Genomic DNA, 25663 nt, shown 5'->3' with positions numbered 1-25663 from the left:
TTCATCTCCGCCACCTTGAGAATGACGACCCCGCGCAGCGCATTCTGCGTCGGCACCGACACGCTCACGGTTTGAAAGCCCTTGTCGCGATAGGCCTTCTCGAGCGCCGCGCGCGCCTTCTCGACATCGTCGGCGCTCTTGCCCGGACCCAGGAACGGATAGATCGCCTCCTCGACGTCGATCTGCGGCAGCTTGTCGGCGCCCTGCACCGCGAAATCGTCGATGTCAAAGCGTTGCGCCGGCGCCGCGCTCTGCGCCGCCGCCGCGGCCGGCGCGGGCGCAGTCGCACCGTCCGCATTCGCCGGCTGCGGCGCAGGGGATGCATTCGCCGGCTGCTGCGCCCTTTGCGGCGCGGCGCCTGCTGGAGCGATGCCGACCACAATGCCAACAGTGATCATCGCCACGGCCGACCACCGCGACCCACCCCGGGATTGCACCGGATGTCTGAAATCTCTGAGATTACTTCCACTTCGCACAGACGTTCGCCCAATTTCGCGCAGGCGTCCGCTGTCGCGGCGGGACCACCGCGACAACGACGCCTACTCACACGACGACTGGGCGAGTGCTAACGTGCAAAAATTTCTGCACGCCGCAGAAGAAACTTATCCATTTGTTAGGAAATCAGCGTGTGCGGCCGAATGCGATCGGGCCTTCAGCTCAGCAGTACCACCCCGCCGGGAAGCGAGGTGATCCGGGCCCCGAATAGCTGCTCGACCTGGTCGACAAAATTCCCGAGCTTGTCGAGCTGAAACGTGCCGTTGACGAGACGGCGCTTCAGCTCCGCATTGGCGATGATGATCTTTCCGGGACGGTATCGGTTCACTTCGTCCACCACGCTTGCCAGTGGGCGGTCGCGAAAGATCAGCAGCCCAGCCTGCCAGGCCGTCACCTGCACGGCATCAACCGGAACGGATTGCTGCAGCCCTGCGCTGGAATAGGTGACCTGCTCGGCCTTGTGGAGCTGAACCGTTCTGTCGTTCTGTTCAACGGTCACGACGCCGTCGAGGCAGGTCACCGAGACAACCCCATCGAGACAGCGCGCATTGAAATCCGCCTGCGAGGCGCTGATGCGTCCATTTCCTGCCAACATCACGAGCGGCTTGGATGGCGATAGCTTGGCCGCAACCGAAGCCTCGCCAGAAATCAGTTCGATCCTGGTCTCGTCAGACGTGGAGCGCAGCGCGACGCTGGTTTGGGTGTTCAGCTCCAGCGAAACGTCGGGCGCGACCGCTACCTTGCGATGTTCCCCTTTTCCGGTCCTGTAGTCGGCCGAGAGTTCTTCGAGCGACGGCCACAGACCGAGCGGTGGGCGAACGATCATGTAGCCGGCGGCAGCGGCCGCAATCGCCCCTCCCAACATGATACGGCGCGTGAGCCGCCGGGGCGGCGGCTGCGAAGCCGTTACGACGACATCTGAGGCCTGCTGCTCATCGGCCAGTTCCCGGGCGGCGACGCTCGCCATGCGAAAAAGCTGTACTGCTTTCTTGAATGCCGCATCATGTGCCGGGCTTTGCTCACGCCAACGCTGCAACGCGTCCACGTCTGCCCGCGTCGGCTCGTCGGTTTTCAGGCGAACGACCCAATCAAGGGCCTCGTCCAGCAGCGGATTGGATTTGGGTGGGCGGTTCGGCACGGTCACGATGACTCGCTCACTGCCCTACTCCCCAAATCCAAACCTGCCGATAGTATTGGACGTGCATGAGAGACTATATAGATGATTCCATCCGCATCCGGGTACTGCAACGGACCTTTACGCAAATCATCAGGAGAAACAATCGGGAACACCTGCATCAGATGCTTGGGCATGACACAGTCGAGAATGATGCAGTGGCGCTGCCTGCGGTTTCGACCTGAACGTGTGCTTGATCGGCTCAGCATTCCCCCGCGAACCTCTCCCGGATATACTTACCGGATCCAAGCGACAACTCTCTCTATTCGATAGACGATCGAAACTCCGCTATCCCGCAGAAAAAACCCGCGAAAGTTGAAAAAACAGGTCACAGCTTTCGACGCGGCGACCGGATGAGACGGGGCCTGAAGGCACCGTTCTGCAGCAAACATCGATGATCGACAAGTGCGGTTTCGGCCCGCGTCATTTTTCGATAGCAAATTCAATACGAACGGGGGCGCGGGCCACCGAGACGACGGATCAATGTATAATCGAGACAATTTGCACAGTGGCTCAAGGCCAGCTTCAAATCACTTTCTACCGTTCGCACGCTAACGCCCAGACTGACTGCAACGTCGTGTGCAGACCGTCCCTCGATGCCGATGCCGAGCAGCACGCGGCGGGGCCTGGCGGGCAATTCGGCCAGCGCACGCTTGAAGGCATCAATATCGGAACGTGCTTCGACAACCCGGGCGGGATCCGGCTCGTCGTCGCACACATCGAGCAACGCCTCGACTTCCGATGCGCTGACACGATGGTTCAGAGCTTTCTTGGTATCCTTGGCGATGTTGATGGCGGTGCGGAAGATATAGTCGGACGGACTACGCACAGGGACAGCATCGGTCACCCGCTCCAGCCGCAGGAACGCCTCGTGCAGGGCCTCATAGGCGAAGTCCGAAGACCCCAGACGGCGCGTCAGCTTCTTGACCAGTTCGTCGTAGTTCTCGACGAGCTGCCCCCGCAGCCGTACTCGATTGACACCAGCCACGCCTCGCGGCCCCCCAGACGCCAGCTCGATATCCAGACCGGACTACTCCCGGTGGGCTCCTCGTAGCGGCGGCGGATAACACATTTATGACAAAGGTTGAATCCTCCCCAGGGTACAAGCGAGGGTGCGGCTTCCGTATCACAAATGGCATCCGGCTTCACAGATCAGGACGGTTCAAACACCAGCGCTCCACGTTGCATCAAAAACGAGATTGCCGAGCCCATCGCAGGTACGCCGTCCTATCCGCAGGGGCCATCGACATTCATTGCAACGGCTTCACTACAATCACGATACGCACCGGCCGAGGCGTGTTTGCCGGCGCCGACCGGCTGATGGTGAGACCACGCAATACCGTCGCCACGGCGGCGTCCCGCTCGACATCGCCCGTCGATCTGAACAGTTCGGTGCGCTGAACCGTGCGGGACCGATCGATCCAGAGATCAAGGACAGCCCGATAGCTGCCGCCTCGCGTCCTGACATTCTTTTGCAAGGCCTTTTGAATGTCGATCTGCAGACTTTCACTATAATCGTGAAGCCGGCCGACATCGTCGCCGTCACTCGAAGCCCGCACCCTCAACATCCCCAATGACAAATCCGCAGAACCAAGCGGGCTGGCGGGAGGCCCGCCAGTTGTCGCGGATGGTAGAGCAAGGGTGATCGCGTCCGGACGGGTATACTGGACTTTCAAGTCCGTTCCGGCCAACAGCAGGTTCAGCGCCTGCTCGGCCGTAAAGTTGCCCTCAACCGCCGCAGATTTTCGCCCAGTCGCCGAATTGCTCTCATAGAGCACTTGAACACCGGTTCGCTCGCCGTAAGCCTGCAGTGCAATGGCAAGCGGTTGTGCGGGAATATGAAACCCGATCGACTCCGACACAGTGGCAGCCCGACGTTCTTCGGCAATGGCTGCGCATACGCCGGTGATTACCAGAAGGGCGCAAATCCAGGTGAGATGTCGTTGCCCCCGAGAACGTTCGACCGTCTTCCCATCGGTCACAGCACAAGCATCCGCGACATATGATCGAATTGCCGTCATAGCCCCACTTCGCTTTGCCCCAGGGTCTGGTCAGTGTCCTATTTCTAAGCCTTCCGACCAGTCGCTGCTCAGCGCGGCGTAGGCGATGCGCGAGCGCTTTTATATCCGAAGATATGACAGCCGTCTAACAGGCCCTATCGGCCGGTCGGCGGCCAACGTTTCCCACATCGATGACCTTGATCTCGTTAGCCCAGCGAGCGCTTGCGTCTCCGTCCGCGAGCGGCTCGTCGGTACCTCGCTTCAATGACCCCTACGCCTTCACCATCATCATCTTGCGAACACTCATCGCACGTATTTATTCGCTTGAGCATCCAGCGCGCGAGACAATTACAACGCGAAACGCCACAAATCTGCAATGGTACCGACGCTATGTTTCGGCATCCGCTCACTCGCAGAAACTGCAATGAATGGCCGCAGTGCGTCACCCCACATGCATCACATGCCTTATAGACAGCTCATTGTGACTGCGATCGCGGCGCTACTCTCTTCTGCCGCGTCTGCCGCCGAATTCACCATCGTCAATGCTTCGAACATTCCATTGCAGCACCTCTATATATCGCCATGTGGGGCGCGGCATTGGGGGCCAGACCAGTTTACCGAAGCGCTGCCGCCTTCCAGATTTTTCACGGTCTCCAGCGTCAGGCCGGGCTGTTACGACATCCAATTCGTGGTTGCGCCCTGGAATAGCTGCGTCATCGCGGGGGCATCACTGCGCCGCAGCGAGGTCTGGAAGGTGACGCAGTGGACTGTGTTCGGCTCGCAGAGCGGCGATTGCTCCCATGTCGCCGGCTACGTTCCGGCAACGCGACGGCCGTGGAGCTGGCAATCAACATCGGCTTCGGACATGAAGAGAGAGTAACGTGGCAAAGGTGTTGGTGACCGGCGGCGCCGGATTTCTTGGTTCGCATTTGTGCGAGCGGCTCGTCGAGCAAGGCCACGATGTGCTTTGCGTTGACAACTATTTCACCGGCGGCAGGGCCAATATCGCGCATCTCATCGGCAACCCGCACTTCGAGATGATGCGCCACGATGTGACTTTCCCGCTCTATGTCGAGGTGGATACGATTTACAATCTGGCCTGCCCTGCCTCCCCGATCCACTACCAGTTCGATCCGGTGCAGACGACCAAGACCAGTGTCCACGGCGCGATCAACATGCTGGGGCTCGCCAAGCGAGTGAAAGCGAAAATCCTCCAGGCGTCGACATCCGAGGTCTACGGCGACCCCGAAGTTCATCCGCAGCCCGAGGCTTATTGGGGCCGCGTTAATCCTATCGGACTGCGTTCCTGCTATGATGAGGGCAAGCGCTGCGCCGAGACCTTGTTCTTCGATTACTGGCGCCAGCATGGCCTGCGGATCAAGGTCGTACGAATCTTCAACACCTATGGTCCCCGCATGCATCCAAACGACGGCCGCGTGGTGTCGAACTTCATCGTTCAGGCGCTCAAGGGTGACGACATCACCATCTACGGAGAGGGCAACCAGTCCCGCAGCTTCTGCTATGTGGACGATCTCATCGAGGCCATGATCCGGACCATGAACACACCGGATGATTTCAGGGGCCCGATCAACATCGGCAATCCGCGTGAGTTCACAATTCGTGAGCTCGCCGAAGAGGTGATTGCGCTCACGGGATCACGGAGCAGATTGGTGTTCATGCCGCTGCCCTCCGATGACCCTCGCCAGCGTCAACCGGATATTTCGCTTGCCCGCACCGTGCTCGACTGGACACCGCGGATCGAGCTTCGAAGCGGGCTCGAGAAGACGATTGCCTATTTCCGCGGCGAGATGAGAGCTGCCGCGGAATAGCTCGTCGATCCGCCGCTCTCTTGCGGCCGCCGATCGCATCATCGTTCAAGCAGTTTTCCGACGCCAGAAGGCATGCACGTTCAGATTGACCTTCAAGACGGGGTCGGCGGTTGCGCGCTCGCCGGAACCGCTCGGTTGCACCAAGAGAGCATCGACGAAAACATAGGGAGCGCCGCTTTCAAGGCGATAAAGCAGGGATTGCAGGTTGGGAAGCGTGGCATTCAAGGCAATCTGCACCCGAATGATATCGCCTTTGTCATCGCGATCCGCCGGCGGAACCCCGGACGAGACCAAAACGGCGTGCTGATCCGTCACAAGCTGCGACAGATAGGCCTGAAACTGCGCGGTGGCGAGCCCGCTGGTGGGCGCATCTAGGAATGCGAGCGCGGGAGCTGCCGAGGGCTGAGTCTGCCGGCTTCGATTGGCGGCCGACCGTGAACGCGCCTGCAGGCTCGCAAGCTGATCGCGTTGGTCGGCGAGCGCCTGCAAGGCCTCGCTACGCGTCTGCAATGCTGCTGCGACCGCAACCGCACAGACGATCAGCAACACACAAAAGCCGCCCACTGCGAAGATCTGCTCGCGGCTGACATCGAGCTTCAGCTTCAGATTCGGCTTCAGCATGGCCTAGCCTCCGTCGATCCTGGCGTGCGCCTCGACGCGCGCCTCGATGTGAAACATGAAGCGCGTGCCGTCGGCGCCGCGTGTTGTGGGAGCAAAGAAATGCACATCCTTCAGATGTCCTGACTGCTCAAGCGGAGCAATCAGCGACGGCGCGTCGTCGGCGAAGCCCACGATGCGCAGCGTCGCACCGTCGAGATTAAGCTCAGTGAGATGAGAATTATCCGGCAGCGCACGGGAAAGCGCCTCGACAACGATCACAGCCACGGGCGACGTTTCCTTCAAGGCCCACGCGCGCTCGGGAGGCGCGAGCGAAGGGATCGATTGCCGGGGGAGAGCGCCCTTGATCTGGCGCTGCAGCGCCGCGATGCGCGTCCCGACATCTTCGCTTTCGCTGTCCGCGGACGCTGCAGTCATGAAGCCCCAGACGTTCACGATGAGGGTGATGCAGACGGTGGCGGCGATCAAGCCACCAATGGTATGGCTGATACGTGCAAGGCTCTTGTCGGTCGCATCGGCGAGCCGCGACCACAGCACGACGGGGATAGCCGCGTCGGCAAGACGCTCGCCCGCCACCACGCGATCGACCCGCAACCCCAGCGCACCCAGACGCTGGCAAGCCTCGTCGAGCACCGCGCGCGAGGTGACGAGAACACGTACGTCGAGGCTCGCCGCATCCTCGCTCGGTCCGACATCGAAACCATAGGCGGCCTGGTTCGCGCGCCAGGGGCACAGGCGTTCGATCTGATTGCGGACGATGCCGGGCAGCAGGTCGCGGGCCTGGGCGGGAACGCTCATCCGGCGCGCGACGAATTCATCGGCGGCGAGTTCCAGGATCACGAAGCGGTTTTGCGCGGCGCGGGCGATGTCGTCGGGCAGCGGAGCACCGGCGGGGACGGTAACTGACGCCGTTCTTCCCGTTCTCTTCGCGTCAGAAACGATCCATTTGTCACCGTCCTGTTTGTTGCCGTCTTGGGCGACCTTCAGCCAGTTGCGGGCACGGCGGCGCTCCTGCCAGCCGAGCCACAGGCGGGCCAGGATGTCGATCCAGCGCCCCATAATAATGTCGATACGCATCAGCGTGCCCCCATCAGCATGACAGTGTCCGTTGCCACCCCCGGCGACAACGGGTTCCAGGCGAGAACCCGATACGGCTGCTTGTCGTCGGGCAGCAGCACGATGAAGACCTTGGCCTTGGCCGTGTATCCGCTCACAGTTCCAGCGACGAGATCCACCGCGACGACCTGTCGCCGCTGAACCTTCAGATACTTCTGCGTCGGCCCGAGCAGGAAGGCGAGGCGCTCGGGATCGACCAGCGGCGCGCGCCGCATCTCGAGGAAGGTGTCAAGCCGCGCCGCGTCGACAAACGGCAGCGCCTGGAGCACCGCGACCGGTGCGGTGAGTGGGTTCACGCCATCGCTCCCATACACGGTGATCAGCGGCACTATCGCCGCCATCCAGTCCGCCCTCATTCCGGGAATGCTCGCAAGCTGCCGCACATCGGTGAACGGTGCAGGAGAGGCCGATGCGGCCCGCTGATCGGACCCGGCCTCCGCCTCATCGGACTCGGCCATCTCCTGATCGGGCTTGGCGGCGGCCGACGCCGGCTGTTTCGCCGCCTCGTTGGGCCGCCGCTCCTGCCGATCCGAACCACGCAGATCGACGATCCTGTTGGCCAAAACGTTGGCGTCGTCATCCTCCGCCCCGACATAGCGCAACAGCGACGCCAGCAACTCGACAGGCGCCTTTCCGATGTCGATGCGGCCGCCCTCGTCGCTGACGCTGACGCGCACCTGTCCGGTCGACAGCGTAATGGTGGTGCCACGCGCGACCAGTGGCGCATCGCGCATGGCGGCCACCATGCCGGCCGCGGCCTCAAGTCCTGCCGTCAGCAGCGCATCGGCCTGCACACGCTCGCGGTCGATGCCGACGATCCCCACGAGGCTGCGAAACGTGGTCGACGTCGCCATTGCCAGCGCCGAGCACAGCGCGATCGCCCAGAGCACCGTGAGCAGCACCATGCCGCGCTGATTGTCTCGGCGGCTCATCCGCGCGCCCCCGCCGGCTGGTCCTTCGCAGGCTCGGCCTCCTTCGCCGGCTGCTCCTTCGCCGATTTGGACCCGCGGCCGGTCAGACACGTCGCCTTGGCGCCCGGCCGCGCACAGCCGATCGGCGCATCGGCACGGAGCGCAAACTGCACGGCGGGCACGAGCTCGGCGCCGCTCGCGCGGTCGCGGATCGAGAGCCGCACCAGGCGCGGCGGCAGCGGCTGCCCGCTCCAGGTGTCGCTCCAGGTCACGGTCCCGTCCGTCGCAAGGCTGGCGAAGGCGAACGCGATCTCGACCTTCCCCTCGAGCAGCAGAACGGGGTCGCGCAGCGCGACGTTCTCGAACGGCATGCGCGGCCCTGGCCATGGCGCGCGCCGGCGCACGAGCTGGCTCCTGTCATCCCGCTCCTCGACGGTCAGGCTGACCACCTCCTCGCCCTGCAGCCCGGCCACGGTGCCGCCGGCCGCAACGAACCTGACTTCGGTGGACCCGCCGACGAAGGCGGCCCTCCGATTGCCACCGCCCGCGGACTGCGGAGCGAGAGACTGCGGCACCAGACGAGCCGCGCCGAAATCCGCCGCCAGGCGCTCGATCGCAAGCAGCAGTTGGTCCGCCCGGCCCACCACGCCGGTGCGGCGATCGAAGTTGAGGGCGACGTTGTGGATGAGGGCCGCGGTCGCGACGATCACGGCCGACCCGATCGCCAGTGCGGCGAGCACCTCGATCAGGGTGAAACCCCGCACGCCGCGCAGCGTTGATTTCGGCAGGCCGCGTTTCGGAAGAGTTGGTTTCGCGGTCATTCTTCGTCCCTCGGTCCCAGCCGCAGCGTCTCGGCGCTGACCACCTGCCCGGGCCCGCACGACACCTTCGCGCTCACGCGGTAGGCGATCCAGCTCCGGCGCTTGGCGGGGGGCTCGTTCGGCTTCTCCTTGGACTTGTCCACCACGGTCTGCATCAGGCTTCCCTCCTGCGGCACCATGCCGTCGACGAACATCGGCTCGGCCGTGACCGTCCAGCGCAGGCCGGCCGTCTCGCCGTCGCGCGGCCCCTTCGCGAGCGCCATGCGGTCGACGGGCGCATCGAGGATCGCGCGCAGCAGCGTCTGCGCGGCAATGCGGCCGTCGAGCTTGTCGGCGATCCGGCGCGCGTAAAACAGATGCGGACCGAGCACCGACACGAACGCCAAGAGCAGAGCCATCGCGACCAGCGCCTCGATCAGCGTGAACCCTCCGCGCGCGGCGGCGTGGTCACGGCAGATCGATCGCCACGCGACCGTTGTACCAGTTGACATCGACCTCATAGCGCACTCCCTGCCACGAGAACTTCAGCACCGCGCCGGTCGAGGCGCCGTCCGGCTCGAACCGGACCACCGCCTGCCGTCCCGACCATCGCGCGTCGACACCGACCACATCGAGCACCACGTCGCGGGGAATCGCGATAACCCCGCTCTCCCCAACAAGCTGCCGCTCCCTTGCATCGAGCGAAACGCTGCGACTCTGCCCGGTGAGAATCGCCGCGAGCCGTTCACGCCGCAGCAGCGCCGCGGTCTGCAGCGTCAGCGCCTTCATGTTCGCCCGCCCGGTGCCGGGCACCATCGTCACCACCAGCGTGGCGAGAATGGAGATGATCAGCATCACCGCCATCACCTCGATCAGGGTCGAGCCCGCACGCCGATCGTTGATGCCTGCTCGCGCCATCGGCCGCCCCTACATCGCAAGCTCGGTGATGCTGAGCAGCGCGCTCATGATCGACACGATCAGCGTGCCGACACCGATGCTGACCGCGATGATGGTGATCGGCCCGATCGCGCCCATCAGCCGGTCGAGACCGATGGCGAGCCGCTGCTCATAGAATTGTGCGGCGTGTTGCGCGATCGCCGAGAGGTCGCCGGTCTCGTCACCGACCCGCAGCATGCGGACCGCAAGCGGCGGCACGAGATCGCTCTCGGCGAGCGCCTCGATGAAGCGGCGGCCGTTACGGACCTGCTCGTGCACCTGGTCGACCGCCGCCGCGTAGCGCGGCTCGGTAATGATGTCGCGCAGGATCTTCAGCGCGGCGGGGAGCGCCACGCCGTTCTCGACCAATAGCCCCAGGGTGCCAACGAAGCGGGCGGTGCGACGGTCGTTCATCACCCCGGCCACGCCGGGAATGGAGGCGAGCGCACCCACGAGCCACGCCCGCGCCCCCTGTTGCCGCAGGATCAGCCAGCCGACCAGCAGCATGGCGGCACAGACGCCGAGGAAGGTGTCGAGATTGGCGCGTAGCCAAGTCGACATCGTCAGCGCGAAGGCGGCGCCCGCGTTGAGCTTTCCGCGCAGCTCCGTGAAGACAGACTCGAACTGCGGCACCACATAAAGCAGAAAGAAGAACAGGATCAGCACCGCCGACCCGACCAGGAACATCGGGTAGCGGATCGCCGCGCTGATCCGCTGCGACAACTGCTCGCGCCGGGTGCGGTCCTCGACGATCGCCCGCAGCACCACCTCGAGCTTGCCGGACGCCTCGCCCGCCCGCACCATGGCGATGTAGATCGGCTCGATGATGGAGTCGTGGCGCTCCAGCGCTTCCGCAAAGCCGTCGCCACCCGAGACCGCCGAGCGCAGGCCGCCAGCGAAGCGGGCTACCGCCTTGTTGGTGTCGTCCTCCAGAGTCTGCAGCGCAGCTTCGAGCGTCAGCCCGGACCGCAGCAGCAGCGCCAGCAGGCGCATGAAGGTGGTGAGTTCGCGCGGGCGCGGCAATCCGCTGCTTGAGATGCCGCTGCGCCGCGCGCCGCCGCCCGCGATCTCCGCTTCGACCGGCAAGTGGCCGAGATACTCGATGCGCCGCAGCACCTCCTCGCGCGAGGGCGCGTCGACATCACCGAGAATGATCTCGCCGGCCTTGGTCAACGCGCGGTAGCGGTAGTGTGGCATGATCGCCCTACAGGCTCGTCGTCAGGCGGAAGATTTCATCGAGTGTGGTCTGCCCGGCACGTAGCTTGTTGATGCCGTCCTCGGTCATCGTGGTCATGCCCTCGCGCCGCGCCGCGGTTTCGAGGTCGGTGGAGTCGGTTTTCGGGCCGATTGACCGTCGCAGCGCCGTGCCGATCTCCATGATCTCGAACACGCCCTTGCGTCCGCGGAAACCGGTGAAGCCGCACCAGTCGCAGCCCTTGGGCCGGCAGACCACCTCGCCGGCCTCGATGCCGAGCGCTGCATAGCGCTCGTCAGCGGCGATATCCGCCGCTGACAGCGAGTGGCTTTCCTTGCAGTGATCGCACAGGATCCGCACCAGCCGCTGCGCCACGATCACCCGCGCGCAGGACGCCAGCAGGAAGCTCTCTATCCCCATGTCGATCAGACGCGTGATGGCGCCAGCCGCGGTGTTGGTGTGCAGCGTCGTCAGCACCAGATGGCCGGTCAGCGCAGCGTGGACACCGATATGGGCCGTCTCGGAATCGCGCATCTCGCCGACCATGATGACATCAGGGTCGAGCCGCATGAACGAACGCAGCGCCGATGCGAAAGTGAGCCCGATGCCTGGATGCACCTGGGTCTGGTTGATGCCCGAAATCTGGTACTCGACGGGATCTTCGATGGTAACGATCTTGCGGGTCGGCTCGTTGATCACCGCAAGTGACGCCGCAAGCGTGGTGGTCTTTCCCGATCCGGTCGGTCCGGTGACGATCACCATTCCGTAAGGGGCCAGCAACGCCTTGCGCAGGATCGTCTCGTCACGCGCGCTGAGGCCGATCTGGTCGAGCGATACCAGGCCTGCCCCTTTGCGCAACAGGCGAATGACGGCGCATTCACCATGCATCGTCGGCATGGTGGCGACCCGCAGATCGATCTCGCTGCCACTGACAACGATATGCGCGCGTCCGTCCTGCGCCAGGCGGCGCTCGGTGATGTTGAGACTGGCCAGAATCTTGAGGCGCGACAGGATGCCCTTGGCCATGCTCATCGGCGGCGCCGGCACGTTCTTCAGCATGCCATCGACGCGCAGCCGAACCTGCAGCGCATTGCCAGCCGGCTCGATGTGCAGATCGGTCGCCCGCTGCTCGACCGCCAGGCGCAGCAGGTCATCGAGCGCCCGCACCACCGGCGCGCCACGCGCGAGGTCGCGCAAATTGTCAAGATCATCCTCGCCTGCGCCCGTGCCGATTTGCGGGGTATCGCTCGGCTGATCGGGCTCGAGTCGTAACGAAAGCGCGGCTTCCAAATCATCGGCAGTCGCCACGGCAAGCACGATCGGCCTGCGCAGCGCGAGTTCGACCGCTCGCAACGTCTCATCGTCGATCGGAGCGGCCACTGCGAGACGCAACGTTCCGGCCGCGGTCGCGTAAGGGAAGAGGCGCTCCTCCTTGAGGAACCGCGTCGACATCTCACCGCCGGCGAAGCGCCCCTCGACTAGATCGTCGCGCCGGACCCGGTCGCATCGATAGAAACTGGCCAGTTCGTCGGCCAGTGCCGAAGGCGTGAGCCTGGTGACGGCACTCCAGTCGGTATGGCCAGCCGACCCGTCGCCGTTACGGACGCGACGCGCTCCGTCTTCCCTCTGGCCATCGCGCAACGCGCCCCTTCCCGCGAGATAGGTCATGAAATCGTTCGGCGGCACGGCTGCTGTCGCAGTCGCATTGTTTTCGTGCGCTAGCATTGCACAGCTCCGACATGCCTGGCCCGCACGGCAGGTTCTTCCACAGCGCGAAGCGACATGAGGCGACGATGACGATCGACGAGCACGCCGATGATGATGTAACTTCGGAGGCCCTGCATCCTAACCGCACCGTGCTGCTTTGCGGATTTGCGGCCGTCGCGCTGGTCTCCGCTGCAACGCTGCCATGGCCGCACGCGCTGGCGTCGACCGTTCTCGGCACACTGATGATTGCCGGCGCCGATATCGACGCGCGTAACTTCCTGCTTCCCGACATCGTCACCGGAAGCGCCCTCTTCGCAGGGCTTGTTGCCACGACCGTGCTCGATCCGTTCGATCGCTGGAGTGCACTGACCACCGCACTGGGCGGTGCCATCCTGGTTGCCGCGGCACTCTGGCTGATGCGCCGGACCTACAGATGGCTGCGGCAGCGCGAAGGCCTGGGGCTCGGCGACGTCAAGCTCGCGGCCGCCATCGGCGCGTGGCTCCCGCTCGACATGGTGCCGCTGTGCTTCGCATTGGCAACCGGCGCCGCGTTGATCGCCGTGCTGCTGACACGGCTGCGTGACCATTCCGTCGCGCGCACGACAAAACTGCCGTTTGGAGCCTTCCTGTGTCCCGCCCTTTGGTTGGTCGACTACGCCGTACGACTGCAGGCGGCTTGATCTCGGATTTGAGAGTATCCGATGCGGGTGGCGAAGGCTTCGCAGCTCAAGCGTCAAACATGGTGTAGCCACCTCGGCAGATCGGACGGTGTGAGCCTGCCTCCCCATTACATCTCACCTGCCGCCGCCGAATGGCAATCGCCGGGCAAGCGTATCGTTATCGCTCAGTGGAATTCGCGATGAGCGATCCCGCTGGCCGAACGGACTTCGGCGCTGGAACGCGCTTCCCGGCATCCGCGCGCCGCGCTCGAGACAAACCGCGCAATGCACCATTGCCTGCTTGAGCTCGACCTGTATCGTGCGCACGCTGACGCCGAACCGCTCCGCCACCTGCCGTAATGGCACCTCGTCAACACATATCGCCATGAGAATCTCCCGACGGCGAGCGGGCAGCTCCTGGATCACCTGCTTGAGCGCGTTGATCTCGGAGCGGGCTTCGATAATTCTTTCCGGGCCAGGGCTGTCGTCGACCAGATCGAACAGTGCATCGGTCTCCGAAACGGTACGGCGGCGGCGCTCCGCAACGCGCCGGTTGCTGATGGCACTCATCGCCACTCGGAACAGATATGCATGCAGATCGCGAACGGGTCCGATACCGTCCGCTTTGCTCAAGCGCAGAAACGTGTCCTGCAAAGCCTCGTTGGCGAGATCCGCGGATCCGGTCCGTCGTGTCAAACGCTGTTTGAGATCGTCGTAACTTGCGACGAGGAGCGTGAGCAACGCCGTTCGATTGGTGTCGCTCATTGCAGGGGCCCCATCCCCAACCGCGGCATTTGACACGCTTCAATTCGGTCGCGCCGTTTCTAGCCAAGGTTGATGACATGGAAATGAAACCATAACGCGTGCTGGTTTCGTGACGCACTACGCAACGGTCAATGACACACGTTTGATTTCTTGCGCACGAAACGAGCGGCAAGAATGCCGCGCTCGTTGGGGCGATGATCGTACATCCGCAAATACCGTCGGCGGTGCAAGCTTCTGCGCGAGCGTGACTGCGATCGTTCGCAACGAAGCGCATGTCACGACATGCCGTTGATGGCCATGGTCCGGTGCGACGTCTGCACACGTTCGATGCCACGCAAGGCCACGGCACTTCCCGCATCGATGCTCAGCGCTCCGCGGAAACTGGTCTCTGCATCGTCGGGGCGATCGAGCACACAATAAAGATCGCCAAGCGCGCAATGGGCGGTAACACGCTGCGGATCGAGTGCAAGCGCATGTTTCAGGCTGATTTCCGCGCCCTGCGAGTTGCCGCGCGCGGCACAGGCGCGCCCAAGCGCCTCGTAGAACTCCGCCGATTGTTGCTGATTGATCTTGGTCGCCGCCAGAAAATGCATCATGGCGTTGTCGATGTCACCGAGCTCGCACAGCGCGAGGGCGTATGCGGCGTGCAACGCGTCATCATTGGGGGCAAGTTCCAGCGCCTTGCTGTAATGCTCATGGATCAGGCGCCTTGCCGTATCGGCATGCATATCCGCCTGCTCGCCATCTCCCAGCTTGCGCAGGGCGCTGGCATAGGCGGCGTGGGCATCCGCGTTGGTAGGTGCGAGCTCGATCGCCTTGCGATACTGGGCAAGCGATTGTTCCGTCTTCTGAGCGGCCATCAACGCGTCGGCCAGCAGTGTCCGTGCCAGCGCGAGATCAGGAGCCAACCTCACCGCCACCTGCAGCCGCCTGAGTGCGAGCTCTCCGTCGCCCGAACCGAGCTCCAGCGCACCGAGATTGCACAGCGTGTTCCCATGCTCGGGATCAAGGGAAAGAACATGCTCGAACAGCTTCTTCGCACGACCAAGATTGCCTACCTTCTGTTGGCGACAGCCCTCAACGAACAGCGCATCGCAGAGGACCGCATCCGATGCACGTGGCAGCGCGATCCTCTCCTGCGACAGTGGCACTGCGGCGCCGGCTGTTGACCACATTTCCGCACGCACTCGCTCGACCACATCGCCCCAATCGCCCGCTTCGGCCTGCCGAAACAGCCGCGCCTGCGGATACCAGGGTGTATCGTCACGATCCCTGAGCCAGCGCCAGTCGCTGCCTTTGGCGAGCAGAATCCAGACCGGCTTGCCCATCGCACCGGCCAAATGGGCAATGGCGCTGTCGATGGAGATGACGAGATCGAGATTGGCAATGATCGCCGCGGCATCGGCGAACGATGTGGCGTCGATTTGTGCACCGGCATTGACGATGCCAATATCGAACTCGGTCAGCTGGTTCTGTCCGGGCCCGACCTGCAGGCTGACAAAGCGCGTGCCCGGGCAGTCGAACAAGGGCCGCAGGCGATCGAGCCGCAACGAGCGGCGCCAGTCGTAGGGGTGTGCCGGATTGCCCTGCCAGACCAGGCCGACGGAAAGACCGGAGTGGGCGCCAAGGCTATCATTGAGCCGCTTGCGCCACCGCGCGACCAGGTCCGGATCAGGCGTGATGTAGGGAACCGTCGCAGGAACTGCATCGCTTTGCGTTCCAAAGATCAGCGGCAACGACATGAGCGGCACATGCACATCAAACGCCGCTGCCTCTTCCTCGGTATCGAAGACGTCGTCGATGCCGTCGACCGTTCGCATCAGCGGCAGCAAGGGCCCTTGCACACGCAGGATCACCCGGCCGCCGCGCGCCTTGATCATCGGCGCATAGCGCACGAACTGGATGGTGTCCCCGAAGCCCTGCTCGGATTGCAGCAGGATCGTCTTGCCGGCGAGATCCTCGCCCTGCCAGCATGGCCGGTCGGTCGGCAACAGATGCTTGCTGACTTCCGGTTCCTTGAGCCGCCACTCGTTGTGCGGCCACGCCGCCCGCCAGTCGCCACGGACGAACAGGCAGATGAACAGCATCACGTGCAGCTTTGCGTGCTCGGGATGCCGTGCAAGCGCGTCTTGCAGCAGCACGACCGCCTCGTCCCTTCGGCCCATATCGTTGAGCAGAACGGCAAAGTCGACCACGGGGTCGGCATAGTCGGGCGCGCACGCCAGCGTGTCGCGGAACGCGTCGTGGGCGAAATCCATCAGATCCAGGGTCGTCAGCGCACGGGCGAGACCAAACAGCGCCGCGATATTGTTCGGCCGCAACGTCAGCGCGGCGGCGTACGCGGCCAGTGCCTGCGGATGCTGGCGCACCTTGAGAAGCAGCAGACCGAGATTGGCGTGCGCCTCGCTATCAGCCGGGTTGAGCTGGATCGACTCCTCGAGCAAGTCCAGCGCCCGTTCATCCTCGCCGCGTTGCAGCGCGATTACGCCGCGGATGAGCTGGACCCGCGGCCGCGCGGTGGGTTCCGATGCCACGGTCTCGAACAAGACCTCGGCGCTGTCGAACTGGCCGCTCTGATAGAGATCGAGGCCGCGGTTCATGACGGTCTGGATGAATTCCACCCGCCGTTCGGCCGACGCATGTTTCAGCATCGAAGCCCCCAACGCCAGCGCCTCGCCGCTCGCTGCTTTCAACATCGGCACGGTCCTTCTTTCAGCTTGTCCACTTTTTTTCGTCATGGCCGGGCTCGTCCCGGCCATCCCGATCAGGAAGGCAGTGCGCCCCTAAGCGGGGTCACCTCTGCGACTCGGCTTCGCCGAGTCGCAGAGGTCAAGCCCGGTGACGACGAGTAAATTGTCCTAAGCCGCGCCCCGCGCGGTCTTGGCCTCGCACCATTCGGTCCACAGCCGCATCAGTTCGCGTGAGAGGTTGTCGGCAAAGCGCGGCGCGTCGCACAGGGGGGACGCGGCGACGCGGGCGCGCAAACCGGAGCGCAGGTCGGCGAGTTCGTCACGCCGGCGGGTCCAGTCGACCGCCATGGCGACGTAGTCGTCGATGCTGGTCGTGCAGAAGCTGCCGAGCCCGGCTGCGGTCAGGTGGGCCGCGGAGTGGCGGCCGGCGAACGTGTCGCCGACGAAGGTCACGGTCGGAACGCCCATCCACATCGCCTCAAGCGTGGTCACGCCCGCCGAATAGGGGAACGGATCGAGCGCGAGGTCGACGTCGCAATAGGCCTGCAAGATCTTCGGCTGCTCGGCTTCGCCCACAAGCTCGACACGCTCGCGTGGCACGCCGCCCTGGCCGAGCACGTTGTAGATGGCGTCGCGCGTGCTCGCCTCGCCGAGACCGCCATAGACCATGAGGATTCGCGAATCCGGCACCTGCTCGAGAATCCGCGCCCAGGCCTTGCCGACCTCGCTGTTGAGCTTCGCCGGCCGGTTGAAGCAGCAGAATGTGAAGCGGCCGCCATTCGCGCTCGGCAGCGGCAGCACCTCGGGGGCTTTCTCGGGCGGATGATAGCAGACGTAGCAGTCCGGCAGGCGGATCGGACGCTCGATATAACTCGCGTCATGCTCCGGCGGAATTTCCACTGGATCGGCGATCAGGCCGTCATAGGTGTCGAGCCCGACGGTGCCGACATAGCCGGCCCAGCCGAGCTGGATCGGCGCCGCGCGCGTGGCGAACAGCGACAGGCGGTTGCCGGCGGTGTGGCCGGCGAGATCGAACAGGATATCGATCCGATCATCGAGGATCTGCTGCCCCAGCGCCGGCCCGTCCATCCCGGACACATCGCGCCAGGAGACCGAGATCTCCTTGTAGCGTTCGCTGAAATCGTCGTCCTGCCGCTTGCTGTCGGTCTTGTAGCAGCAAATCTCGTAGCCGAGCGCGGCGAGCGCCTCGAACGCGCGCAGGACCAGGAACGACACGGCGTGACGATGCATATCCGCCGACACCAGGCCAAGTCGCGGCTTGCGCGTCGGATCCGGCGTGTTCGGAAACGCCAGCCGATCCATGGGCGCGGTCGGCCGATACAGCGTCGCCCACCGCCTGTGGGCGTGCAAGAGCTCGTCGCGCGTGACGCCCGGCTTGTGCTGGAGCGCGAACAGCAGCGTTCCGGCGAAGCCGGGGTTGGCAGGATCGAGCTCGCCCGCCCGCCGATAGGCAGCGACAGCGTCCTCGATGCGGCCCTGCCCGAGCAATCCGAAACCGCGGGCGACATGATGCTCGCCCTGCAGCGGATCGAGTGCGAGCGCGCGATCGACATAACTCAAGCCACGCTCGAACTGGCGGTGATTGATCAGGAATTGACCGTACATGTACTGCGGCAGAGCCACGGTCGGAGCGCTGTCGGCGGCGAGTTCGAACAGCCGCCCCGCCTGCTTGTCGCGCACCGCCAGCCCGAAATTCACGCCGAGCTCGATGATCGCCTTGTAGTTCTGGCTGTCGAGCGTGGAGGCGGCGCGGAGATCGTCGACCGCCTTGTCGAACTGACCGTCCATCACATAGGCGAGACCGCGTGTGCGATAGGCCTCCACGTAGCCCGCATCGAGCTCGATCGCCTTGTCGAGCGCCGCGAGCGCCTCACTGCGCCGGTTCTCGGTGAGCAGCGCAAGACCGAGACTGTATTGCGCGAGCGGCATGTTGGGCAGCAGGCGCAGCCCTTCCTGAAGATAGGGGATACCATCCCGGGTGCGCCCGGTGCGCGCCAGACACGTGCCGATCTCGGTCAGCGCCGGCGCGTGGGTCGGCGTCACCCTGAGTTCCGCCATGAACGCCTCGCGCGCGTCGTCGAAGCGATCGAGCCGGCACAGCGCCACACCCTTGCAGTAGTTGAAGGCGGGCTGGTCGGGCGCGAGCCGCGCCGCCTCGTTGAATGCGCGCAGCGCCTGACGCCAGCGATCCTGCTGCCCATGCGCGACGCCCTGCTGGTGCAGCTCCTGTGCGCGCCGCAGATTGGCGGACGGACGCTCGCCTCCGTTGATTGCGGGCGATCTTGCGGCGGATGATGACGGCACCGGCCGTGCCAGAATTGCATGGCCGCCATGCTCCACGCGTATCGCGAGGCGCCCGCCTGAATTGTCTTCCATGTGGGAGGCCTCGCTTGAAACAATTCCCGCGTCGATGGCACCGCCGGAAGACGGTCATCAGGTCGGGATTCCATAGATCATTTCTCAGAGTATTGCCAAGTTATTTTTCCAACCATGACTCGAAATTTTCTCTGCGCGAGGTCAAGGCTCATGTTGTCTATTAGATGTTAGCCAATCATCGACGACGGAGACATAACTTCGACGCGTGAGTGACTTGCAATCTTCATATGTCATCGCTGTGACTGTGACAGATATGCATAATATTACTTCATCAAATCTTGAACATTACTTTGCACTCTCGTGACGACGGGATGACGACGCGCGCCGCTGGTTACAAACCCCACAGGACCTGAGACATGAAAATGCAATCGTCCAAATACCTGCTCGGCACCGCGTCGGTGCTCGCGCTGCTCGCCTCGTCGGCCACCGTGCCCGCGAACGCGGGCGCCTCCTCGGCCACCAAGCCGATCTACTTCGCCGGCAGCACGCTCGCCTCGGAAGCCTTCCGGCAGATTCTCGACTGCTACACGGGCGGCACCGTCGGCTTCGGGTTCGGCGCCACGGCCAACGACGGCTACCAGTTTGGCGGCTTCCCGGCACCGGGCCATCTGCCGACCACCTGCACCGTGAGTACGGTGGTGAACGGCCTGTATGCCGGCGTCGGCTCCGGCAACGGCACCCGCGGCTTCATCGCCAACAACCCGCAGCAGTGGTATAGCGGCTCAGTGACCGCAGGCTCGGTGATGACGTCAACGATCACCACCATGTTCCTGCCGGCGGCCAAGCCGCCGATCATCGACTTTTCGAATACGGGCTCTCCGGCGACGATCTTCGGCAGCTATCCATATCCGCGTGTCGACGTCGGCATGTCGGACTCGCCGCTGGCGATTGCCACCGGTGCCACGACCCTTACGACGGTGTCGTTCACCTTCACCCCGGCGCAAAGCTGGTCGACCACCGGCGGCGTGGCCCCCGCTATCACCGTGGGCACCTCGACGGCTGTTGCCTATAACCCCACCACCTATGGCGCGCCGATCCAGGTTCCGGCGTTCGAGGTCAACGTCGCGATCGTCGTCAACACGAACGGGATGACCACCGTTAGCGGAACAACAACAATAAGCAGCGTCTACTCGGCGGTCACAGGCGCGGGCACCACGCCAGGCACCCAAGCCAACCAAGGCGCCGCCATCCAGCTCACCACGGCGCAGATGTGTGCGATCTTCTCGGGCCTGGTGACCGATTGGAACGACACCACTCCCAACAAGGTCCCGTACCTCGACAGCGCCGGCACGCCACAGCTCGGGGCCTTTAACGACGCCAACAAAGACCCTTCGGGCGTGGCGCAGCCTTACTCGGCGACCTCCAAGACCATCAGGGTCGTGTATCGCGGGGACGGCAGCGGCACGAGCTTCATCCTGACCAACTATCTCAAGGCCGTCTGCCCGCAGATCTCCTCCACGTATGCGACGATCTTCGGCGCCACGAACCTTCCGAGCACGAGCTTTGCGACCCTGATCGCCAACATCAACAACTCGGCCGTCACGTCGCAGTGGATCGCCCAAACGGGAAGCGGCAACGTGGCATCCAATGTCAGCACCGACGCAACCAACTCGGGCCGAATCGGATACGTCAGCGCCGACTTCTCCCAGCCGTACACCACCAACGTCCCGACCGCGGCGGGGGGGACCGTCACGGCACCGTATTCGGCAGCGCTGCAGAACGAACAGCTGCGCATCGCCGGCATCTATGTTCCGGACAACACGACACCTACAACTCTGGAGTTCATCGCGCCGACACCGGCCGGTGCCCTCAACGCGTGGACCGACACCCGGCTGCGGGTGCCGGCCACGACCTGGACCTGGGTTGACTTCAACATCTACAACAACGTCTTCGGCTCGGTGACCCAGGGCGGTGTGAGCGTGACCGGCAAGTCTGTGCTGCCGCTCACCAACAGGGCGAACGCCTATCCGCTCAGCGGCACCGCGTTCATGTTCCTCTATAGCTGCTACAAACTCCCGACAGGAGAGCAACCCACCGACCCCGTCAATCGCGTCACCAGTCTGACGAACTACCTGACCTGGCACTACGCTGCCAGCAACCCCTTGCTCACGGGCGTGATCCAGAACGTCGGGTTCAACCCGGTGCCGGCCGCCTACGCGACCATCATCAGGAACAAGTACCTGAGCCCCTCCAGCGCCGAACGAATCGCCATTGGGGGCACAGCCGGCACCAACTGCGCCAGCGCCAGCGGCGCGCTGTAAGCCAGCGCCGACGACGTTCAACGACAAACTCAGCCGGGCGCCTCGATCGAGGCGCCCGGTTTTTTTGTGCGCGACTGTCCTCTAGTTAGGCCTTCTAACTCTCTATTCGTCGCCACCGGGCTTGTCCCGGTGACCTCGCTTACGGACGCACTGAGTCCATGATCACGATGTCAAACGCACTGCTTCCCTGATCGGGGTTGTTTCAGCGACTTCGGCGAAGCCGAAGTCGCTGAGGACGAGCCCGGCAACAACGAGAAAAAGGTGCGGACATGACAACGACACGACGACTGCGCAAGCACCGCGAAAACGTCGCGCACCCCTAAAAATAAGGCGAAAATCGCTGCGCCTTGGATCGATTCAAATTGTCTTAGGGATGCGAGCACTGCACTGGCGTCGTTGTCGATACGGCGCGGAGGGCCGGTTGGTCCTGCGCGTCTTGCTGCCCCATGGTCTTTAAGGACTTCCCCCGAAGGTCTTCTTCATCACCATCCACTTCACCGCATCGAACAAGATCTTTTCCGGTCCCGAGACCATGAGGCGGGTCGCGCGACGGCGCATCACATCGTGAAACAGGGAGCATAAAGATGACTAAGAGATCCTTTGCCGGGCGCCTGCTGGGCTCGACCTCGCTGGTCGTGCTGTCGGCCGTCGCCGTGATCGGCGCGGCGCAGCCGGCCGCGGCCCAGACCGGCCTCTTCGGCGGCGGCAGCACGCTGCCATCGCTGGCGCTGCGGCAGATCTTCGACTGCTACGAGGGCGCCACCCTCGCCAATGACGGCCAGACCTTCTCGCCGGGCTTCACCTTCTCGCCGCCGAGCCCGAACCTGCTGCCGACGAGCTGCACGCAGTTCTCGACCACGGTCGAGGGCCTGTTTGCCGCCGTCGGCGCCGGCAACGGCCAGCGCGCCTACATCGCCAACGATCCGAAACAGCTGTTCCGCGGCAGCCCGGACTCGGCGCCGGCGCTGGTGCGCAAGCCCTCCGCAAAGCCGCCGTATCGCGACACGGCCAACGCCAATTTCTCGAGCTATCCGTATCCGCGGCTCGACTTCGCCGCCAGCGACATGCCGCTGGCGAGCCCCGTCGCCAGCCTGACCACGGTCTCGTTCGGCAGCTTCCTGCCGACGACCAACTGGCAGAACACGCTCTTGATCGCGGCGAAGATCAGCACGGCGGTGAGCTTCAACACCGCGGCCGTCGGCACGCCGATCCAGATCCCGGCCATGGCAGTGCCCGTCGCCGTCGCGGTCAACACCGCGAACTCCCTCACCGGCGCGGCCTGGACCAACCAGTCGGCGCTGTCGCCGAACACCCAGGCCGGCGGCGCGATCCAGCTCTCCTCGGCGCAGCTCTGCGCGATCTTCTCGGCCACGGTGACGGACTGGAACGACACCTCGACCCTGATCCCCTATCTCGACGAGAACGGCGTGCAGCAGTTCCAGCACTTCTATGACGACAACACCAACGGCACCCTGACCCCGGTCAGCTATACCAGCCGCCGCCTGCCCATCAAGGTGGTCTACCGCTCCGACGACGCCGGCACGAGCTACATCCTGACCAACTACCTCGCCAACCTCTGCCCGCTGCTCGACCCGACCGGCACCTACAACTACAAGAAGATCTTCACCGGCGTCGGCGTCGACGGCGCCACCACCGCCAACCTGCCCTCGAGCAAGTTCCGCAACCTGCTGAACAACATCAAGGCGGTGAAGGGCGAGGCCTATCACGACCACAACGATACGTACGATGTGGACGACGATTCCGAGCGGCCCGATCCGCGCTGGATCAACGCCGAGGGCGCCAACCAGCAGGCGCTGAAGATCGGAACCGGCTCCCTTCTCGCCGGCCGGATCGGCTATCTGAGCGCCGACTTTACCCAGCCCTATGCGACGACGGTGACCGAGGAAGTCGCCGGCGTCATGCTCTCCGGCCCGGCTCCGCGGTCGGCCAGCGTCCAGAACGAGGTGCAGCGCCTCCTCGGCGTCTATCATCCGGGCCAGTCGGGTCAAAACTTCGTGCCGCCGACGCCGGACAACACCGCTCAGGCCTTCAGCGGCCTGACGCCTCCGGCGCTGGATGGCGGCTACAATGCCTGGAATATCTACGGGCAGCGCTATGCCGCCGGAACCGTGATCGCCGGCGTCAACTACAGCGGCCTGTCGGTGATCGGCGTCCCGCTCGTGGCGGAGAATGTCTATCCGCTCACGGGTGCGAGCTACATCAACGTCTACAGCTGCTACAGCGATGCCACCGGCACCCGGGTGCCCGTCCTGAAGAACTGGCTGGCCTGGCTGTTCGGCGGATCGATCGACGCGCTGCCGGCCTACAATCCGGCGACGTCGAATGCCAACTCACCGGGGTATGATCCGAATGTCGCGAAGGTCATCCGCAACAACGGCTTCCACGAGCTCGATCCCGCATGGGCGACCAACGCCCTGAGCGTCTACCTGACGACGAGCGTTGCGGGCGGCCTGCCGAGCGCGATCGCGGCGTACAACCCGTCGGGTGCGCAGATCGACGGCTGTCAGGGCGTGACCGGCGGCGCGAAGTAAGGAAGCATATGAGATCGTGATCCGGTGAGAGATCAGCGGATCACGATCGCAGCGACAACAAACGGCAACGGCCGGGTCCTCGATCGAGGCCCGGCCGTTTTTCGTTGTTACGCAGAGTTTGCAGAAGTGCTTCGACTTCTTATCGCGCGCGCATCATCCCCACCGGTGTCATCGCCCGGCCGAAGGACCGGGCGATCCGGTAACCGAGAGTACCCATGATTGAGATCACGGCGAACCAAGACGTACGATTGTTCACGTCGTACCGCTTCATTTCTATTACTGAACTCGGCGTTTACTGGATCGTCCGGTCAAGCCCGACGATGACACTGAATTTGTAGAGACCCCTCGCCCCTCACACCTTCGCCGGCTCCGCCGCGCCAGCGTCGCGGACCGTGCTGCCGCCGCGGGTGGTGCGGATCATGTCGAAATAACGGCTGCCCGCTTCCGGCTCCAGCGTCTTGCGATGGATCAGATGCTGGATGCAGATGGCCGCGAGATCATGGGAGCCGTAGCAGTGATGGGCCACCAGGGCGAGATGCCTGAGCTGCTCGTCGCTCATCGTGTCGGGCCGGGTGAAATCGCGGACATACACCGCGTCGGCTTCGACCAACTGATGGATCGCCGCAAATGGATCGGTGCCGTGCAACGGCCAGATCATGCGCCGGTTGAACTCGGTCAGGGCGTGCGGAATGAAGCCCTGGCCGCGCAGTTCCAGGTCGATCTCGCCGAACACAGGCTGTTTCTTGTACAGCGGGACAAACGAGACTTCGGTCTGGATGACAGCCGCCTCGGCCAGGCGCCGCCGCCCATTCTGGAAAATCGCAAGCTCCGAGCCCTGCACGTCGATCTTGAGGAAATCCATCGCCTCGATTTCGCAGACATCGTCGAGTTTGCGGGTTGCCATCCTGGAGTCGGCGACGACCCGCCCCCACTCGATGAAGCCCGGAAAATGCTTGAGCATGTGCGGGTCGGGCTCCAGCAGGCTCGTCATGCCCGATGCGAAGCATTCGCGCAGGCGGGCCTGCTCGCCGTTGCCGACGACATAGGGCAGATAGGTCTCCAACTCGCTCTTGCGGGCGTTCAGTTCGGCCAGCGCCGCGCGCTGCGGCTCGAAGCCGTAGAGGCGGCACAGGCGCCTCTCGAGCATGGTCTTGTACGGCGGGTCGGCACCGACCGGGTTGGCGCCGATATCGACCACGGCGGTGAGGCGCTCGGGCGCGAGCAGCGCCGACAGCGGGTCGGCGTTGGCGGAGGCAGGGAGTGGTGTGGGTTGAGTTATGTGGTCTGATGTCATCGCAGGTCATATCCCACTTTGTCGCCGGACTTGGTCCCACCCACCATCGTCATCACCGGGCTTGTCCCGGTGATCTCGCTTAGGATGGCAGTGCTCTGCTGATCTGAAGCGGCAACGCACTGCCGCCTGATCGGGGTTGCCAGGACAAGCCCGGCAACGACAAAGAAAAATTCGTAGGGCGGATTAGCGCAGCGTAATCCGCCATCATGATCACCGCGCGACACGGCGGGTTACGCTGCGCTAACCCGCCCTACGACTGCCCCT

The 25663-nt window shown here is 64.0% G+C and carries 21 protein-coding genes; 5 read left to right on the top strand and 16 right to left on the bottom strand.

Annotated features, from left to right (window positions below; translation table 11 throughout):
- From OZ411_RS23330 to OZ411_RS23315, 4 genes are all read right to left on the bottom strand, one after another.
- Positions 1–398 (bottom strand): POTRA domain-containing protein (locus tag OZ411_RS23330; protein ID WP_282529830.1); only part of this gene is annotated, 398 nt, incomplete at its 3' end.
- A gap of 254 nt (positions 399–652) precedes the next feature.
- Positions 653–1639: a FecR domain-containing protein gene (locus OZ411_RS23325; RefSeq protein ID WP_282529828.1), complete on the bottom strand. Its 987-nt coding sequence runs from the start codon at positions 1637–1639 to the stop codon at positions 653–655.
- A gap of 472 nt (positions 1640–2111) precedes the next feature.
- Positions 2112–2657 carry an RNA polymerase sigma factor gene (locus tag OZ411_RS23320; RefSeq protein ID WP_282529827.1) on the bottom strand — a complete coding sequence of 182 codons (546 nt, stop codon included), beginning with the start codon at positions 2655–2657 and terminating at the stop codon, positions 2112–2114.
- 262 nt (positions 2658–2919) lie between these two features.
- Positions 2920–3690, bottom strand: coding sequence for an STN domain-containing protein (locus tag OZ411_RS23315; RefSeq protein ID WP_282529826.1), 771 nt, complete (start codon positions 3688–3690; stop codon positions 2920–2922).
- A 439-nt stretch (positions 3691–4129) separates the two neighbouring features.
- Here OZ411_RS23315 and OZ411_RS23310 point away from each other — a divergent pair, with 439 nt between their 5' ends.
- Positions 4130–4549, top strand: a complete 420-nt coding sequence (locus OZ411_RS23310; RefSeq protein ID WP_282529825.1) for a hypothetical protein — start codon at positions 4130–4132, stop codon at positions 4547–4549.
- 1 nt (position 4550) lies between these two features.
- Positions 4551–5498 carry a UDP-glucuronic acid decarboxylase family protein gene (locus tag OZ411_RS23305; RefSeq protein ID WP_282529824.1) on the top strand — a complete coding sequence of 316 codons (948 nt, stop codon included), beginning with the start codon at positions 4551–4553 and terminating at the stop codon, positions 5496–5498.
- 45 nt (positions 5499–5543) lie between these two features.
- On the opposite strand, the gene gspM is transcribed toward OZ411_RS23305, so the two are convergent.
- The 8 genes from gspM to OZ411_RS23265 are packed head-to-tail and all read right to left on the bottom strand — an operon-like array spanning position 5544 to position 12799.
- On the bottom strand, positions 5544–6119 hold the full coding sequence (gene gspM, locus OZ411_RS23300; RefSeq protein ID WP_282529823.1) for a type II secretion system protein GspM: 576 nt from the start codon (positions 6117–6119) through the stop codon (positions 5544–5546).
- Positions 6120–6122: 3 nt separating this feature from the next.
- Positions 6123–7193: a PilN domain-containing protein gene (locus OZ411_RS23295; RefSeq protein WP_282529822.1), complete on the bottom strand. Its 1071-nt coding sequence runs from the start codon at positions 7191–7193 to the stop codon at positions 6123–6125.
- Positions 7193–8164: a type II secretion system protein GspK gene (locus tag OZ411_RS23290; RefSeq protein ID WP_282529821.1), complete on the bottom strand. Its 972-nt coding sequence runs from the start codon at positions 8162–8164 to the stop codon at positions 7193–7195. The genes OZ411_RS23295 and OZ411_RS23290 overlap by 1 nt, the downstream gene beginning before the upstream one ends.
- Positions 8161–8964, bottom strand: a complete 804-nt coding sequence (locus OZ411_RS23285; protein WP_282529820.1) for a prepilin-type N-terminal cleavage/methylation domain-containing protein — start codon at positions 8962–8964, stop codon at positions 8161–8163. The genes OZ411_RS23290 and OZ411_RS23285 overlap by 4 nt, the downstream gene beginning before the upstream one ends.
- Positions 8961–9455, bottom strand: a complete 495-nt coding sequence (locus OZ411_RS23280) for a prepilin-type N-terminal cleavage/methylation domain-containing protein (protein WP_282529819.1) — start codon at positions 9453–9455, stop codon at positions 8961–8963. The genes OZ411_RS23285 and OZ411_RS23280 overlap by 4 nt, the downstream gene beginning before the upstream one ends.
- Positions 9412–9861, bottom strand: a complete 450-nt coding sequence (locus OZ411_RS23275) for a prepilin-type N-terminal cleavage/methylation domain-containing protein (protein WP_282529818.1) — start codon at positions 9859–9861, stop codon at positions 9412–9414. The genes OZ411_RS23280 and OZ411_RS23275 overlap by 44 nt, the downstream gene beginning before the upstream one ends.
- 9 nt (positions 9862–9870) lie before the next feature.
- The gene (locus OZ411_RS23270) at positions 9871–11076 is read right to left on the bottom strand and encodes a type II secretion system F family protein (protein ID WP_282529817.1); all 1206 of its coding nucleotides are present in this window, start codon (positions 11074–11076) and stop codon (positions 9871–9873) included.
- A gap of 7 nt (positions 11077–11083) precedes the next feature.
- Positions 11084–12799, bottom strand: a complete 1716-nt coding sequence (locus OZ411_RS23265; protein WP_282529816.1) for a GspE/PulE family protein — start codon at positions 12797–12799, stop codon at positions 11084–11086.
- Positions 12800–12867: 68 nt separating this feature from the next.
- Here OZ411_RS23265 and OZ411_RS23260 point away from each other — a divergent pair, with 68 nt between their 5' ends.
- Entirely contained in the window at positions 12868–13461 is a 594-nt protein-coding gene (locus OZ411_RS23260) for an A24 family peptidase (protein WP_282529815.1), read from the top strand.
- A 114-nt stretch (positions 13462–13575) separates the two neighbouring features.
- Here OZ411_RS23260 and OZ411_RS23255 read toward each other — a convergent pair whose 3' ends face one another.
- The 3 genes from OZ411_RS23255 to OZ411_RS23245 all read right to left on the bottom strand — a co-directional run bounded on the left by OZ411_RS23255 (position 13576) and on the right by OZ411_RS23245 (position 19292).
- Positions 13576–14205 carry a sigma-70 family RNA polymerase sigma factor gene (locus OZ411_RS23255; protein ID WP_130583204.1) on the bottom strand — a complete coding sequence of 210 codons (630 nt, stop codon included), beginning with the start codon at positions 14203–14205 and terminating at the stop codon, positions 13576–13578.
- 275 nt (positions 14206–14480) lie between these two features.
- Positions 14481–16901, bottom strand: a complete 2421-nt coding sequence (locus OZ411_RS23250) for a tetratricopeptide repeat protein (RefSeq protein WP_282529814.1) — start codon at positions 16899–16901, stop codon at positions 14481–14483.
- Positions 16902–17063: 162 nt separating this feature from the next.
- A complete protein-coding gene (locus OZ411_RS23245) occupies positions 17064–19292 on the bottom strand; it encodes a glycosyltransferase family 41 protein (protein ID WP_282529813.1) in 2229 nt (742 codons plus the stop codon).
- 356 nt (positions 19293–19648) lie between these two features.
- On the opposite strand from OZ411_RS23245, the gene OZ411_RS23240 reads away from it, so the two are divergent.
- Entirely contained in the window at positions 19649–21553 is a 1905-nt protein-coding gene (locus tag OZ411_RS23240; protein WP_282529812.1) for a substrate-binding domain-containing protein, read from the top strand.
- Positions 21554–22137: 584 nt separating this feature from the next.
- On the top strand, positions 22138–24105 hold the full coding sequence (locus OZ411_RS23235) for a substrate-binding domain-containing protein (RefSeq protein ID WP_282529811.1): 1968 nt from the start codon (positions 22138–22140) through the stop codon (positions 24103–24105).
- A gap of 352 nt (positions 24106–24457) precedes the next feature.
- Here the strand turns inward: OZ411_RS23235 and OZ411_RS23230 are convergent, their stop codons facing one another.
- Positions 24458–25303, bottom strand: a complete 846-nt coding sequence (locus OZ411_RS23230; protein WP_207234604.1) for an FkbM family methyltransferase — start codon at positions 25301–25303, stop codon at positions 24458–24460.
- Between the last annotated feature and the right edge of the window lie 360 nt (positions 25304–25663).

This window comes from Bradyrhizobium sp. Arg237L (assembly GCF_029990105.1).
GTDB lineage: Bacteria > Pseudomonadota > Alphaproteobacteria > Rhizobiales > Xanthobacteraceae > Bradyrhizobium.
Note: the sequence above shows the minus strand (reverse complement) of the source record. Positions and strands in the feature narration are given on the sequence as shown.

Coding starts and splice junctions, on each gene's coding strand:
- OZ411_RS23315 (WP_282529826.1), bottom strand. CDS start 3,690: ATGACGGCAATTCGATCATATGTCGCGGATGCTTGTGCTGTGACCGAT.
- OZ411_RS23310 (WP_282529825.1), top strand. CDS start 4,130: ATGCCTTATAGACAGCTCATTGTGACTGCGATCGCGGCGCTACTCTCT.
- gspM (WP_282529823.1), bottom strand. CDS start 6,119: ATGCTGAAGCCGAATCTGAAGCTGAAGCTCGATGTCAGCCGCGAGCAG.
- OZ411_RS23295 (WP_282529822.1), bottom strand. CDS start 7,193: ATGCGTATCGACATTATTATGGGGCGCTGGATCGACATCCTGGCCCGC.
- OZ411_RS23290 (WP_282529821.1), bottom strand. CDS start 8,164: ATGAGCCGCCGAGACAATCAGCGCGGCATGGTGCTGCTCACGGTGCTC.
- OZ411_RS23285 (WP_282529820.1), bottom strand. CDS start 8,964: ATGACCGCGAAACCAACTCTTCCGAAACGCGGCCTGCCGAAATCAACG.
- OZ411_RS23280 (WP_282529819.1), bottom strand. CDS start 9,455: ATGTCAACTGGTACAACGGTCGCGTGGCGATCGATCTGCCGTGACCAC.
- OZ411_RS23275 (WP_282529818.1), bottom strand. CDS start 9,861: ATGGCGCGAGCAGGCATCAACGATCGGCGTGCGGGCTCGACCCTGATC.
- OZ411_RS23270 (WP_282529817.1), bottom strand. CDS start 11,076: ATGCCACACTACCGCTACCGCGCGTTGACCAAGGCCGGCGAGATCATT.
- OZ411_RS23265 (WP_282529816.1), bottom strand. CDS start 12,799: ATGCTAGCGCACGAAAACAATGCGACTGCGACAGCAGCCGTGCCGCCG.
- OZ411_RS23260 (WP_282529815.1), top strand. CDS start 12,868: ATGACGATCGACGAGCACGCCGATGATGATGTAACTTCGGAGGCCCTG.
- OZ411_RS23255 (WP_130583204.1), bottom strand. CDS start 14,205: ATGAGCGACACCAATCGAACGGCGTTGCTCACGCTCCTCGTCGCAAGT.
- OZ411_RS23250 (WP_282529814.1), bottom strand. CDS start 16,901: ATGTTGAAAGCAGCGAGCGGCGAGGCGCTGGCGTTGGGGGCTTCGATG.
- OZ411_RS23245 (WP_282529813.1), bottom strand. CDS start 19,292: ATGGAAGACAATTCAGGCGGGCGCCTCGCGATACGCGTGGAGCATGGC.
- OZ411_RS23240 (WP_282529812.1), top strand. CDS start 19,649: ATGAAAATGCAATCGTCCAAATACCTGCTCGGCACCGCGTCGGTGCTC.
- OZ411_RS23235 (WP_282529811.1), top strand. CDS start 22,138: ATGACTAAGAGATCCTTTGCCGGGCGCCTGCTGGGCTCGACCTCGCTG.